Source organism: Mesorhizobium qingshengii (assembly GCF_900103325.1).
In the GTDB taxonomy this organism is placed as follows: domain Bacteria; phylum Pseudomonadota; class Alphaproteobacteria; order Rhizobiales; family Rhizobiaceae; genus Mesorhizobium; species Mesorhizobium qingshengii.
This window is the reverse complement of sequence record NZ_FMXM01000002.1, coordinates 175,521-188,478: the sequence shown is the minus strand read 5'-3', so window position 1 is coordinate 188,478 and position 12,958 is coordinate 175,521. Positions and strand designations below refer to the sequence as shown.

12 protein-coding genes are annotated in these 12,958 nt (G+C 62.0%); 8 read left to right on the top strand and 4 right to left on the bottom strand.

All coding sequences use genetic code 11. The features are described 5' to 3' along the window. The first annotated feature begins 128 nt into the window (after positions 1-128). The 4 genes from BLS48_RS00965 (at position 129) to BLS48_RS00950 (ending at position 3,596) form a co-directional block, all read left to right on the top strand. A complete protein-coding gene (locus BLS48_RS00965) occupies positions 129-1,532 on the top strand; it encodes an L-serine ammonia-lyase (RefSeq protein ID WP_091575608.1) in 1,404 nt (467 codons plus the stop codon). A gap of 94 nt (positions 1,533-1,626) precedes the next feature. Then, positions 1,627-2,064: a DUF1489 family protein gene (locus tag BLS48_RS00960; RefSeq protein ID WP_091574835.1), complete on the top strand. Its 438-nt coding sequence runs from the start codon at positions 1,627-1,629 to the stop codon at positions 2,062-2,064. Between the two features lie 108 nt (positions 2,065-2,172). Beyond that, the gene (locus BLS48_RS00955; RefSeq protein WP_167364899.1) at positions 2,173-2,898 is read left to right on the top strand and encodes a VWA domain-containing protein; all 726 of its coding nucleotides are present in this window, start codon (positions 2,173-2,175) and stop codon (positions 2,896-2,898) included. After that, positions 2,898-3,596, top strand: coding sequence for a DnaJ domain-containing protein (locus BLS48_RS00950; protein ID WP_091574831.1), 699 nt, complete (start codon positions 2,898-2,900; stop codon positions 3,594-3,596). The genes BLS48_RS00955 and BLS48_RS00950 overlap by 1 nt, the downstream gene beginning before the upstream one ends. 47 nt (positions 3,597-3,643) lie before the next feature. Here the strand turns inward: BLS48_RS00950 and BLS48_RS00945 are convergent, their stop codons facing one another. Further along, positions 3,644-5,062 carry a D-alanyl-D-alanine carboxypeptidase gene (locus tag BLS48_RS00945; protein ID WP_091574829.1) on the bottom strand — a complete coding sequence of 473 codons (1,419 nt, stop codon included), beginning with the start codon at positions 5,060-5,062 and terminating at the stop codon, positions 3,644-3,646. A gap of 287 nt (positions 5,063-5,349) precedes the next feature. Here BLS48_RS00945 and BLS48_RS00940 point away from each other — a divergent pair, with 287 nt between their 5' ends. From BLS48_RS00940 to BLS48_RS00925, 4 genes are all read left to right on the top strand, one after another. After that, positions 5,350-5,679: a phasin family protein gene (locus BLS48_RS00940; RefSeq protein ID WP_091574827.1), complete on the top strand. Its 330-nt coding sequence runs from the start codon at positions 5,350-5,352 to the stop codon at positions 5,677-5,679. 295 nt (positions 5,680-5,974) lie between these two features. Further along, positions 5,975-6,304, top strand: coding sequence for an ATP-dependent Clp protease adapter ClpS (gene clpS / locus BLS48_RS00935; protein ID WP_167364898.1), 330 nt, complete (start codon positions 5,975-5,977; stop codon positions 6,302-6,304). Between the two features lie 6 nt (positions 6,305-6,310). Next, positions 6,311-8,779 (top strand): ATP-dependent Clp protease ATP-binding subunit ClpA, encoded by a 2,469-nt coding sequence (gene clpA, locus BLS48_RS00930; protein WP_091574824.1) that lies wholly within the window; start codon positions 6,311-6,313, stop codon positions 8,777-8,779. A 64-nt stretch (positions 8,780-8,843) separates the two neighbouring features. Further along, entirely contained in the window at positions 8,844-9,470 is a 627-nt protein-coding gene (locus BLS48_RS00925; RefSeq protein WP_091574822.1) for a chloramphenicol phosphotransferase CPT family protein, read from the top strand. Positions 9,471-9,483: 13 nt separating this feature from the next. Here BLS48_RS00925 and BLS48_RS00920 read toward each other — a convergent pair whose 3' ends face one another. The 3 genes from BLS48_RS00920 to BLS48_RS00910 all read right to left on the bottom strand — a co-directional run bounded on the left by BLS48_RS00920 (position 9,484) and on the right by BLS48_RS00910 (position 12,958). Continuing rightward, a complete protein-coding gene (locus tag BLS48_RS00920) occupies positions 9,484-9,909 on the bottom strand; it encodes an HIT family protein (RefSeq protein ID WP_091574820.1) in 426 nt (141 codons plus the stop codon). Positions 9,910-9,972: 63 nt separating this feature from the next. After that, positions 9,973-11,646, bottom strand: coding sequence for a sulfatase-like hydrolase/transferase (locus tag BLS48_RS00915; protein ID WP_143019371.1), 1,674 nt, complete (start codon positions 11,644-11,646; stop codon positions 9,973-9,975). Between the two features lie 97 nt (positions 11,647-11,743). Beyond that, positions 11,744-12,958: a GNAT family N-acetyltransferase gene (locus BLS48_RS00910; protein ID WP_091574817.1), complete on the bottom strand. Its 1,215-nt coding sequence runs from the start codon at positions 12,956-12,958 to the stop codon at positions 11,744-11,746.

The following is a 12,958-nucleotide window of genomic DNA, read 5'->3' as shown; positions in this document are numbered from 1 at the left end:
AGAGATCGACAGCCAATGTCGCTGCCGGAGCAAACAAGGTCGGCAGGTGCTGCGCCGCGATTTCCAAAAGAGCGGAAACATCGTGGGAATTCCTATATGTAGTCCTCGACGTGACTCCAGGAGACAACGTGTTCCTTTCGGTTTTCGACCTGTTCAAGATCGGCATCGGTCCATCGAGCTCGCACACGATGGGGCCGATGACGGCCGCGGCGCGGTTTCTCGACGAAGTCGCTGGAAATGACTGGCCGCGTCCGGCCGGCGTGAAGGTCGACCGTCTCGCCGCCAGTTTGCATGGCTCGCTCGCCTACACCGGTATCGGCCACGGCAGTGACCGCGCCGTCATTCTCGGTCTTGCCGGCCTGACGCCGCAGACTGTCGATCCCGATCAGGCCGACGGCATTGCCGGCCGCATCACCGCCGAGAAGCGCATTTCCCCACCCGGCCACCCTTCCTACCGTTTCGACCCGGCCACCGATCTGGTGCTGGACCGCAAGACGCCGCTCACCGGCCATGCCAACGGCATGGCGTTCTATGCCTATGACGCCGGCGACCGCCTGTTGCTCAAGCGCATCTACTATTCGATCGGCGGTGGCTTCGTGGTTTCTGAAGAAGAATTGCAGCGGATGAAGGCCAAGGGGTCGGTGACGACCGAAGGCAAGAAAGTGCCTTATCCCTTCAAGAATGCCGTCGAGATGCTGGCGATGGCCGGCAAAAGCGGTCTCTCCATCGCCGACATGAAGCGCTTCAACGAGGAGACACAGATGTCGCGCGAGGAGCTCGATGCCGGCCTCGACGGCATCTGGAGCGCCATGAAGGGCTGCATCGAACGCGGCCTTTCGCAGGACGGCATCATGCCGGGCGGGCTGAAGGTGCGTCGGCGCGCAAGAATGCTGCACGACAAGCTGCAGGAGCAGTGGCAGCAAAACAAACCCAATCCCTTGCTCGCCAATGACTGGCTGTCGATTTACGCGATGGCCGTGAATGAGGAGAACGCAGCCGGCGGACGCGTCGTCACCGCGCCGACCAACGGTGCCGCCGGCACGCTGCCGGCGGTTCTGCGCTACTGGCTGCATTTCCATCCCGAGGCCGACCAGCCGAGTATCCGCGACTTCCTGCTGACGGCGGCGGCCGTCGGCGGCATCATCAAGACCAATGCCTCGATCTCGGGCGCCGAGGTCGGCTGCCAGGGCGAGGTCGGGTCCGCGTCGGCGATGGCCGCGGCCGGCCTGTGCGCCGTCATGGGCGGCACGCCCGAACAGGTGGAGAACGCCGCCGAGATCGCGCTGGAACATCATCTCGGCATGACATGCGATCCGGTCGGCGGGCTTGTCCAGGTGCCGTGCATCGAGCGCAATGCGCTGGGCGCGGTCAAGGCGGTGACGGCCGCGTCACTGGCCATCAAGGGTGACGGCGTCCATTTCGTGCCGCTCGACGCGGCAATCGAAACGATGCGCCAGACCGGCCTCGACATGAACGAGAAGTACAAGGAAACCAGCCTTGGCGGGCTCGCCGTCAACGTTGTGGAATGCTGAGAGTCCTCTGACGGGCTTGGTATCCGTGGATTGGCACTGTGGAGAAGTCCGTCAGGCCGTTGACGCGTCGGCGTCCCGGACTAAACCTTAGCGAATGGCTCTCAACATTCTAAAACTCTGTGTCGGCTGCGACAGCGTCGAGGATCTCGAAGAGTGGATCGCCTTTCGCCTCGACGAGCGGCGACGCGCCGGGGAGCCGGCGGAACACTGGCACACCACGCGCATGGTGCCGACGCGTGGCGCCGAGATTACCGATGGCGGTTCGCTCTACTGGGTGATCAAGGGCAATGTGCAATGCCGCCAGTTGATCACCGAGATCCGGCCGTTCATCGACGACGAAGGTATCGGCCGCTGTCATCTGATGCTGGATCCGCAAGTCGTGCGCACGGACTGGCAGCCGCGCCGGGCCTTTCAGGGCTGGCGCTATCTGAAAGCATCGGACGCACCGCTCGATCTTGGCAAGGGCAAGGCTGGGCTGATCGAGATGCCGCCGAAACTCAGGCGCGAGCTTGCCGACCTCGGCTTGCTGTAGGCGGAGCAAAACGGAGCTGCTTTTCGGCGATCATATGCGATCCTGGCCCTTCCTGTCGTTTTGATGTGGGACTTGCAAGCGGTGCGGCAACGCCACATCTTGAATTCCATGAGCGACAAGAAGCAGCCTGTGCCTGCAAAGACCAATCCCGCGCCGGTCAAACCTCGATCGAGCACGGGCGAGATTGACGCCTTCATCCGTCAGGCGCGGACCTTCGCCGCGTCTGGTTCGGGCAGGCTGATCCTTTCTCTTGACGCGACGATGAGCCGCCAGCCGACCTGGGATCTCGCCACCACGCTGCAAGGTGAGATGTTCGACGCTGTCGGCAAGGTCGGAAGCCTGAGCGTTCAGCTGGTCTATTTCCGTGGCCTTGGCGAGTGCCGGTCATCCGGTTTCGTAGTAGACACCAATGCCTTGAAGCAACTGATGACGGGGATCGAATGCCGCGCCGGCCATACCCAGATCGGCAAGGTGCTCGTCCATGCGCTGAAGGAAACGGCGGCGGCCAAGGTCAATGCGCTCGTCTATATCGGCGACGCGATGGAAGAGAACATCGACGATCTCGCCGAGAAAGCCGGCAGACTCGGCCTGCACGGCGTTCCCGTCTTTATCTTCCAGGAAGGTCATGATTCCGGTGCGGAAAGAGCGTTCAAGGAAATAACACGGCTGTCCAAAGGGGCATGGTTTCGATTTGATCGGCGGGCCGCCGCGACTTTGGCTGGGCTGCTTTCGGCTGTTGCTGTGTTCGCGGCCGGTGGGCTGAAGGCGCTCGAAGCCAGGGGCAGGCCGGAAGATCGGCTGATGATCGAGCATCTGCGGGGCGGCGGGAATTGATGGGCGCAATCATCGCACTGGTAGCACTGCTTTTGGTGCTTTTGGGCGCGGCCACGATCTTTCTCCGCGCGGACCCGGCAAGATTGGCCAGCAGCATGAAGACGCTCGGGCCCGTCCTACTGGGGCTGGTCGGTGTCGCTGTGGTTGTGGTCGGGCGCGAAGGCATCGGCGGCATCATCCTGTCAGCGGCAATCGCCTGGTATGGCTCCATGCGGATGAAGCAGCCAACGGCAAAGCTCGCGCCGGGCAAACGTTCGACGGTGCGCACCGCGGCACTCGAAATGGAGCTTGATCACGGTACCGGTGGCCTGGAGGGTCTTGTGCTGGCCGGACGCCATGAAGGCAAGATGCTTGGCTCGATGGGGCTGGCGGAGTTGCAGAATCTCTACCGCGAGATCTCCGGCGATCCGGAGAGCCGGCAACTTCTAGAGACGTATCTTGACGGCAGATTTCCCGTCTGGCGCAAAAACGCTGAGACGAACGGTGGCGAAGGGCTGGGTGTTGCGCCAGGTTCGGGCGCCATGACTAAGGAGGAGGCCTACAAGGTCCTTGGTCTTGAAGCGGGGGCCGCCGCGGCGGATGTCCGCAAGGCGCACCGCCGCCTGATGCAGCGCCTGCACCCCGATATCGGCGGCACGTCTTTCCTGGCGGCGCGGATCAACGAAGCCAAGGACGTCTTGCTCTCTAATCACAACTAGTCTCCTTCGACGCAGAACTCTTTTCCGGGAGATTGTTCGACGCCGCCCTACTGCTGGACGGCGTAGCACTCGATGTTCTTCTTCTTCAAAGCGGTACAGGCCTTCCAGGCGGCGGTCTTCGAGCCAAAGCCACCGAAGCGGGCGCGGTAATAGGTGACGCCGTCCTTGTCGAAGGCGACGGTGAAGCCGGAAGCATCGGCCAGCACCTTGGGTGCCTGCTTGGAGGTCTTGTCGAGGAAGGCCTGGGCTTCGGACTGTTTTGGCGACGAGGCGACCTGGATGGCCCATCCCGACGGCACCGAAGCCGTATTGACCGGGTCGACAGCCGGCGCCGGCTCGGCATAGGCGGCCACGACCTGGGCCGTGGCGACCTGAGGGGCGGAGACGATGACTGTCTTCACCTTCTTTGCCGGAACAATCGGTTTGGTTTCTTCAACCGCGGCATTGTCGTCGGAATTGTCCTCGGCAACGGTCGAGTCGTCGGTGACGGCTGCATCGGCGCTGGCTACAGCCACCGGCTTGTCGTCCGGCGTCGGCGCGTCGTGCTTGGGCAGCAGCACCTTGGCAAGTGCCTTGATCGGGTTGCCGCTGTCAGCCTGGGCGACCAGGGCACCGCCGCCACGCGTCGAGGCTCTCGGCAAATAGGTGTTGATCAGGGACGCCATCTGGTTGTCGCGACTGCCGCCGGAGGTGCCACCCATGACCACGGCGACAAGGCGGCGATTGCCGTCGGAAACCGACGAGACCAGATTGAAGCCGGAGGCGCGGGTATAACCGGTCTTGATGCCGTCGACGCCCTTGATGCGCCCAAGCAGCCGGTTGTGACCATTGATGCGCTGACGGCCATAGAGAAAGGACCGCTGCGAGAAGTACGCGTAATACTGCGGGAAATGCTCCCTGAGCGCGATGCCGAGCGTCGCCATGTCGCGTGCCGTCGTGAACTGGCCGGGGTCAGGCAAGCCGTTGGCATTGCGGAACACGGTGCCGTTCATGCCCAGTTGCCGCGCCTTGGCGGTCATCATGCGGGCGAAATTGGTTTCGTTGCCGCCGAGCATTTCGCCGAGCGCCGTCGCCGAGTCGTTCGCCGACTTGGTGACTATCGACAGGATCGCGGTGTCGACGGTGACCGAGCCGCCAGCCTTCACGCCGAGTTTGGTCGGCGCCTCGGCGGCAGCATGGGCCGAAAACACGACCGGTGAATTCCGGCTGATCTTGCCCTTCGCCAGCGCCTCGAAGGTCAGGTAGAGCGTCATCATCTTGGTGAGCGAGGCCGGATAGCGCCTGCCATCGGCATCCGCCGAGTAGAGCACCTTGCCGGTCTTGGCGTCGACGACAATGGCGGCGGACCTTGCCGCCAGTGACGAGGCGGCATCGGCAACGACGAACGTCATCGCCATGGCGACGATCATGATCGTTTTAAGAGAAGAGGTGGATTTGGAAACGATGCCCGACAACGCCTGACGCACTGATACTTCCTTTGAATTCTCGTTGCTTCGGAGGCGGCAAAGGGATCCTGCCTCACTTCCGGCCAAGCTACCGGGGCAGCGTTACCAATCCGTTTATGGTAACCGCCGCGTTCACCATTTTCTTCGGGCTTGAAGCTCTCTTTATTCGATTTTTAGCCATTGCCTGCGCAGGCAGGCCCGCAAGACTGGCGGAATATTGACTTTTGTGCGGCGCACAATATATTGGCGTGCATTGCACAAAGGGCGCCCCGAAGAAGGACGCTTCAACCGTCAAGGGAATGCGTGAAATGACCCAGACCTATGAGGACTTCAGCAAATACGGTAAAGAGTTTGCCGACACCGGATTGAAGAGCTTCGCGTCGCTCTCCAAGGGCGCCCAAGCGATCGCCACCGAGGCTGGCGAATACACCAAGAAGAGCTTCGAAGCCGGCAGCGCCGTGGTCGAGAAGATCCTTTCGGCCAAGTCGCTGGAAAAGGCGATCGAGATCCAGTCCGACTATGCCAAGCAGTCCTACGAGGCGTTCGTCGCCGAGGCCACCAAGATTGGCGACCTTTATGCCGAACTCGCCAAGGAAGCCTACAAGCCGTTCGAATCGATCGTCGCCAAGGCGAAGTAATTCGCCCGGGCGAAGTGATTTCGCCTGACGTGACCCAGATCCGGCCCTTTGGGCCTGGGAAAAAGCCCGGCCGCGGAAACGTGGCCGGGTTTTTTCATGTCAATTTCAGCTCCGGGGCCTCGCGCCCCTTCACGATTGCGAAAATCGTCCAAGTTGGCCACCTAGCCATATTGTCAGCTAAACAGAAGGGCTTAAAATCGTCCATCGAACACCTACATGTCGAACTCGCATGAGGATTCGAAAGAGGCAGGAATACGTGACTATCGGTTTGACTGCCACGAGACGAGTGGTGCGAATGCAAAACGGCGACGGCGACGGCAATGAGGCCGGCCGTGGGACGGCCGTCATTACGCGCACCAAAACCAAAACCAAGAAGCCCAGCCTTTATCGGGTCCTCATCCTCAACGACGACTACACGCCCATGGAGTTCGTGGTTCACGTGCTGGAACGTTTTTTCCAGAAGGATCGCGAAGCCGCCACACGCATCATGCTTCATGTTCACAATCATGGAGTGGGCGAGTGCGGGGTCTATACATTCGAGGTGGCCGAGACCAAAGTGTCCCAGGTCATGGATTTCGCCCGACAGAATCAGCATCCGCTGCAATGCGTGATGGAGAAGAAGTGAGGTAACATGCCGGCTTTCTCCCAAGGCCTGGAAAAGGCGCTTCACCAGGCGCTGACGCTCGCCAATGAGCGGCACCATGAATACGCAACCCTTGAACATCTGCTGCTCGCGCTCATCGACGACACGGAGGCGGCCGCCGTCATGCGCGCCTGCAATGTCGATCTCGACGAACTGAAGCACACGGTTCTCACCTATATCGACACCGAGCTCGACAATCTCGTCACCGGCTACGATGAGGATTCCAAGCCGACAGCCGGTTTCCAGCGCGTCATCCAGCGCGCGGTGATCCACGTGCAGTCGTCGGGCCGCGAGGAAGTGTCGGGCGCCAACGTGCTCGTCGCCATCTTCGCCGAGCGCGAGAGCCATGCCGCCTATTTCCTGCAGGAACAGCAGATGACCCGCTATGACGCGGTCAACTACATCTCGCACGGCATCGCCAAGCGTCCCGGTGCATCCGAGACACGCTCGCCACGTGGCGCCGATGACGAACAGGGTGGCCAGAACGGCGCCGAGCCGCAAGAGGAAGGCGGCAAGAAAAAGCAGCAGCAGGACGCGCTGACCGCATATTGCGTCAATCTCAACAACAAGGCCAAGGCCGGCAAGATCGATCCGCTGATCGGCCGCGAGTCCGAGATCAACCGCACGATCCAGGTGCTGTGCCGCCGTTCCAAGAACAACCCGCTCTATGTCGGTGATCCCGGCGTCGGCAAGACGGCGATCGCCGAGGGCCTTGCCAAGCGCATCGTCGAGGGCGACGTCCCCGAAGTGCTGCACAACGCCACCATCTTCGCGCTCGACATGGGCACGCTGTTGGCCGGTACGCGCTATCGCGGCGATTTCGAGGAACGGCTGAAGCAGGTCGTCAAGGAACTTGAGGACTATCCAGGTGCCGTGCTGTTCATCGACGAGATCCATACGGTGATCGGGGCCGGGGCGACATCGGGCGGTGCCATGGACGCATCCAACCTGCTGAAGCCGGCGCTGTCATCGGGTGCGATCCGCTGCATCGGCTCGACCACCTACAAGGAGTTCCGCCAATTCTTCGAGAAGGACCGCGCCCTGGTGCGGCGCTTCCAGAAGATCGATGTCAACGAGCCGACCATCGAGGACGCCATCGAGATCATGAAGGGTCTGAAGCCCTACTATGAGGAGTTCCACAAGGTGAAGTTCACCAACGAGGCGATCAAGGCCTCGGTGGAACTGTCGGCTCGCTATATCAACGACCGCAAGCTGCCGGACAAGGCGATCGACGTAATCGACGAGACCGGCGCCTCGCAGATGCTGGTGCCCGAGGCCAAGCGCAAGAAGACCATCGGCATCAAGGAGATCGAAGCGACGATCGCCACCATGGCCCGTATCCCGCCGAAGACGGTTTCGGCCGACGACGAGAAGGTGCTGCAAGGCCTCGACATCGAGCTGAAGCGCGTCGTCTATGGTCAGGACACCGCGATCACCGCGCTGACGTCGGCCATCAAGCTGGCGCGTGCCGGCCTGCGCGAGCCGGAAAAGCCGATCGGCTCCTACCTGTTCTCGGGGCCAACCGGCGTCGGCAAGACCGAAGTGGCCAAGCAATTGGCCGCATCGCTCGGCGTCGAACTGATCCGCTTCGACATGTCGGAATACATGGAACGCCACACCGTATCGCGGCTGATCGGCGCGCCTCCCGGCTATGTTGGCTTCGATCAGGGCGGTCTTTTGACCGATGGCGTCGACCAGCATCCGCACTGCGTGCTGTTGCTGGACGAAGTCGAGAAGGCTCATCCGGACCTGTTCAACATTCTGTTGCAGGTGATGGACCACGGCAAACTGACCGACCACAACGGCAAGCAGATCGACTTCCGCAATGTGATCCTGATCATGACCACCAATGCGGGCGCGTCCGATGCGCAGCGCGCGGCGATCGGCTTCGGTTCGACCAAGCGCGAAGGCGACGATGTCGAGGCGATCAACCGGCTGTTCACGCCGGAGTTCCGCAACCGGCTCGATGCGATCATCCCGTTCGGCTCGCTGCCGGTGCCGGTCATCCATCAGGTGGTGCAGAAGTTCGTCATGCAGCTCGAGGCGCAGCTGTCGGAGCGTGGCGTCACCTTCGACCTGTCGCCGGAGGCGATCGCCTGGTTGGCCGACAAGGGCTATGACGAGCGCATGGGGGCGCGGCCGCTCGGCCGGGTCATCCAGGAGCACATCAAGAAGCCGCTGGCTGACGAGGTGCTGTTCGGCAAACTCAAGAAGGGCGGCACGGTGCGCGTCACCGTCGAGAAGAAAGAAACCGGCGAGACCGGCCTGAAGCTCGACTCGCTCGCCGACGAGGCACCGGTCAAGCCGAAGAAGGAAGAGCCGGAGGATGCTCCCAAGCCGCGCAAGGCCGTGGCGAAAAAGCCCGCGGCGAAGAAGTTGGTGGCGCAGAAGCCGGAGCCCAAGGGCAAGGACGGCGGCAAGCGTAGCCTCGTGCCGCAACTGCCACGAAAGAACTGACCCTGACGAAAGTCGAAAAAGCCCCGGAAACGGGGCTTTTTTGTTGGGAACGACGAGGTGACGGATGGGCGGCCAGATCATCATTCTGAACGGTGCGCCGCGATCAGGAAAATCGAGCATTGTTCAAGCCATCCAGGAGAATTTCGAAGGCGTCTGGATGAATCTCGGCGTCGACGTCTACGAGCAAGTCATGCCACTGCGGTCCCGACCTGGAATCGGGCTGCGGCCGGGTGGCGAGCGTCCGGACCTCGAAAGCCTTGTGCCTGGGTTCTACGCAGCTCTGTACGAATCGATCGCCGCCCACAGCCGGCTGGGGCTGAATGTCGTGGTGGATGTCGGCCACCACGATGCCTATTCGAGGCCCCTCGGCTGCCTTGCCGATTGCGCGCGCCGGCTCATTGGCCTGCCGGTGCTGTTTGTCGGCGTTCGCTGCCCGATTGAGATCATCATGGAAAGGCGAGCCGCCAGCGCGACAGGCAAGGGATATGTCACCGGCACGCCCCGCGACCCCGTGCCATTGCCTGTGCGCCTGTGGCAGGAAGAGGTACACCGACCGGGCGTCTATGATCTTGAAGTCGACACCTCGCTCGTGAATTCCGAGCAGTGCGCGGATTTTATACGCCTGCGGTTGGAGCAAGGCATCGCTCGGCCAAGCGCTATCGAGCAATTGGCTGGAACTGCAATCGGTTGAAATTGTTTCAGTTTTACAGCGCTGCCCGTATCTTTTCCGCATTCTGCGCCAGCACTTCGGGCTTCTCCATCCCGCCTGTGTGCGGCTTCAGCGGGATACCGTCGAAGCGCGGGATGACATGCACGTGCAGATGATAGACGGTCTGCCCCGAGGCCGGCTCATTGAACTGCAGGATGGTCACGCCGTCGGCGCCGAAGGCTCCCTTCACCGCCAACGCCACTTTCTGGACCACCGTGAAAAGCGGACCGAATGTTGACGGGTCGGCGTCGAGCAGATTGCGCGACGGCGCCTTCGGCACCACGAGCGTATGGCCCGGCCCTTGCGGCATCACGTCCATGAACGCCACCACCGCCTCGTCCTCGTAGACGCGGTGCGAAGGGATTTCGCCACGCAGGATCTTGGCGAAGATGTTGTCGGTGTCATAGGCGGTTTCGGCCATGGCGAATGCTCCGGATTGTGGTTCGCCCGGTGTAGCCGAAGCCTCCCGTGGGCGGCAAGGCAATCAGGAGAGGTCGACCATGCCGGCATCGACAAGCGTGCGGTGGAAACGCCTTTTGCGCGGCGATGTGCTTTCGAAGTAAGGGGCGGCACAGTCGTTCAACAAGGCGGCTCGCGTGGCGAACACCGGATCGAGCGGCAGGCCGGCGGCCAGCAAGGTCAGCGTCGACAGGAAGGCGGAATCGAGAACCGGCGGAGCAGGGAGATCGTCCGGCAGTTCGCCGTTGATGGGCTCGAGCGCGTAAAATGTCTCGCGCAAGGCCAGGTCGGAAGGCGGCAAGCCAGTAAGCGATGTGGTGAACGACGGCTGGTGGTCGCCGTAGCGAATGATGATGGCTGGTTGGCCGTCCAGCAGGGCTTCGAGCCGTTTGCGAAAGGACGCATAAGCCGCGACGCTCTCGGCCAACCGCACGACATATTCGCCATAAGATGCGACGCCGGTCGCGGCGACGGCTTCGCGGCGCAGTTCAGCATGGCGGTCGACCGGGAAGATGCGGCGGCGGTGGTCGCCGTGGTTCATCAGTGTCGTTATCGAAAGAAAGCAGGGCCTGCCGTCCGCCAAGCGACGCGAAAGCTGGTCGAGCCCATGGTCATAGAGTTGCTCGTCATGATTTTCCCGCTTCCAGCGTTCGGCATCGAACGGGGGCGGCAAGGTTTCGGCATAGCTGACATCATTGAAGCCGATCGACTTGTAGAACCGGCCGCAGCTGACGAAGGAAGGCCGGTCGCAGCTGATATGCGACACACCGTAGCCGATGCCGGTGAGGACGGAGGGAAGCGCATGCCGCACGCGCCCGCTTAGAAGATGGAAGACGAAACGGCTGTCGTTGCCGAACGACAGCGAGGAGAGGCCCGTCAGCACCGAAAACTCCGTCTGCAGGGTGCTGCCGCCAAAGACGTCGACATGCAGCGTTCCACAGAGGCTGTCCGGCGGTGTGAAGAACGGCTCGAATGCCTGACTGACCGGTATGCCGAGCCGCCGCGGGTCAAATGTCGATTCATGCATGATCATGACGATATGCGGCGGTTTCTCATACGCCGACCGTCTTGCCGGCACTGGCGGCAAGAGCGGCAGCGGGTCCGGATCGATGTCGACAAAGCCTGGCCGCCGCGACGGACCCGCACCGAACCATGAGGCGACAAAGGCGGAGAGATGAACCCGGTCGTCGGTCAGGTGGTGGAAGCGAAACCGCTTCAGCCCTCCACTCACCCAGAAAACGCACAGATATACAATTGCCGTCGCTCCGAACAACGCAAGTCGCTGTGGCAACGGCATTGCCGGCTCTGCAAACGTCAACGCCAGAATAATGATCAGTGCGAGGATAGCGATCATGCCGGCGAGGGCGGGAATTGCCATGCGCGCGTGGTCGGTCAGAACAGTTCGAAAACTGCTTGCCGCGAGATGACAGATATCGCCGGCCAGGAAATTGAAACCGAGGTGATGATATTTCAGTTTGGAAACGATGCCGATCGCCGCGGTCAGCATCAACGCAGCCCACAAGGCGACGATGTTGCCTGGAAAAACGAGATGCGCGAGGCCAAAGAGAAGAAAGAAGGTTGCAAAGCCCAGAGGCCATGCCGAGCGCTTGCCTTCCAGCCAGGCAACCAGCAACGACGCGGCCACGAGTCCCGCCGCACCGAGCCATTGCCCGACACCCAGAGATGCCAAACCCTGCATGCTTCCCCCGTGGGTGCCTGAGCACCCATGCCCGAGCTTGGCTTAGCGGATTCCGGCTGGACGGTAAACAGCGGCGGTGGTCACGCCGAAAGGCCTGTTATTCCTCCAGATCTTTGCGAAACGGGGTGTGCTCTCCCAGATATTCGCCCATCCGTTCCACCTCGCGCCGTTCGCGCTTGAGATAGTCGGCAACGGCGTTGCGCAAGCCGGGATGGGCGATGTAGTGCGCGGAATGCATGGTCACCGGCCGGTAGCCGCGCGCCAGCTTGTGTTCGCCCTGCGCGCCCGCCTCGACCACCTTCAGCTTGCGCGCGATGGCGAAGTCGATCGCCTGATGGTAGCAGACCTCAAAATGCAGGAAGGGGTGGTCCTCGATGCAGCCCCAGTTGCGGCCATAGAGGGCGTCGGAGCCGATGAAATTGATGGCGCCGGCAACATAGCGCCCGTTGCGCCTGGCCATGACCAGCAGAATGTCGTCGGCCATGCGTTCGCCGATCAGCGAGAAGAACTGGCGGTTGAGATAGGGCCGGCCCCATTTGCGGCTGCCGGTGTCCATGTAGAAGGCGAAGAAGTCGTCCCAGGCCTTTTCGGTGAGGCCCTTGCCCGTCAGCCAGTCGATCGAGATCCCGTCTGCAAGCGCCTCGCGCCTTTCCTTCTTCATCGCCTTGCGCTTGCGCGAGGCAAGGGTGGCGAGGAAATCGTCATAGGTTGAAAAGCCTTCGTTGAAGAAGTGGAACTGCTGGTCGGTGCGATGCAGGAAACCTGCCGCTTCCAGCACCTCCACGTCGCTCTCCTGCGCGAAGGTGACATGCGCGGACGAGACGCCAAGCTTGTCCGTGACCGCCTTCAACCCGGCAGCCAGCCCGGCCTTGACGGTGCCGATATCCTCGCCCCTGGTGACCAGCAGGCGAGGGCCGGTGACCGGCGTGAACGGCACCGAGCATTGCAGTTTGGGGTAGTAGCGACCGCCGGCGCGCTCGAAGGCATCCGACCAGCCATGATCGAACACATATTCGCCCTGGCTGTGCGACTTGAGATAGCACGGGACCGCACCGAGCAACCTGCCTTGCGCGTTCTCCAGCCTCAGGTGATGACCTTGCCAGCCGGTGCGCCGCACGGCGCAACCCGACTCTTCGAGTGCGCTCAGAAAAGCGAATGAAACAAGCGGGTTGTAACCGTTTTCCGTGTCGCCGCGCGTGGTGCCGCCGAAGCTGTTCCATTCCTCGCAGGTGAACGCGCCGATGCCCGCGGCGACGCGGATCGAATAGTCCGCATTGGATGTCTGCCCGTCGCCGTCGTCGCCCTGATCCAT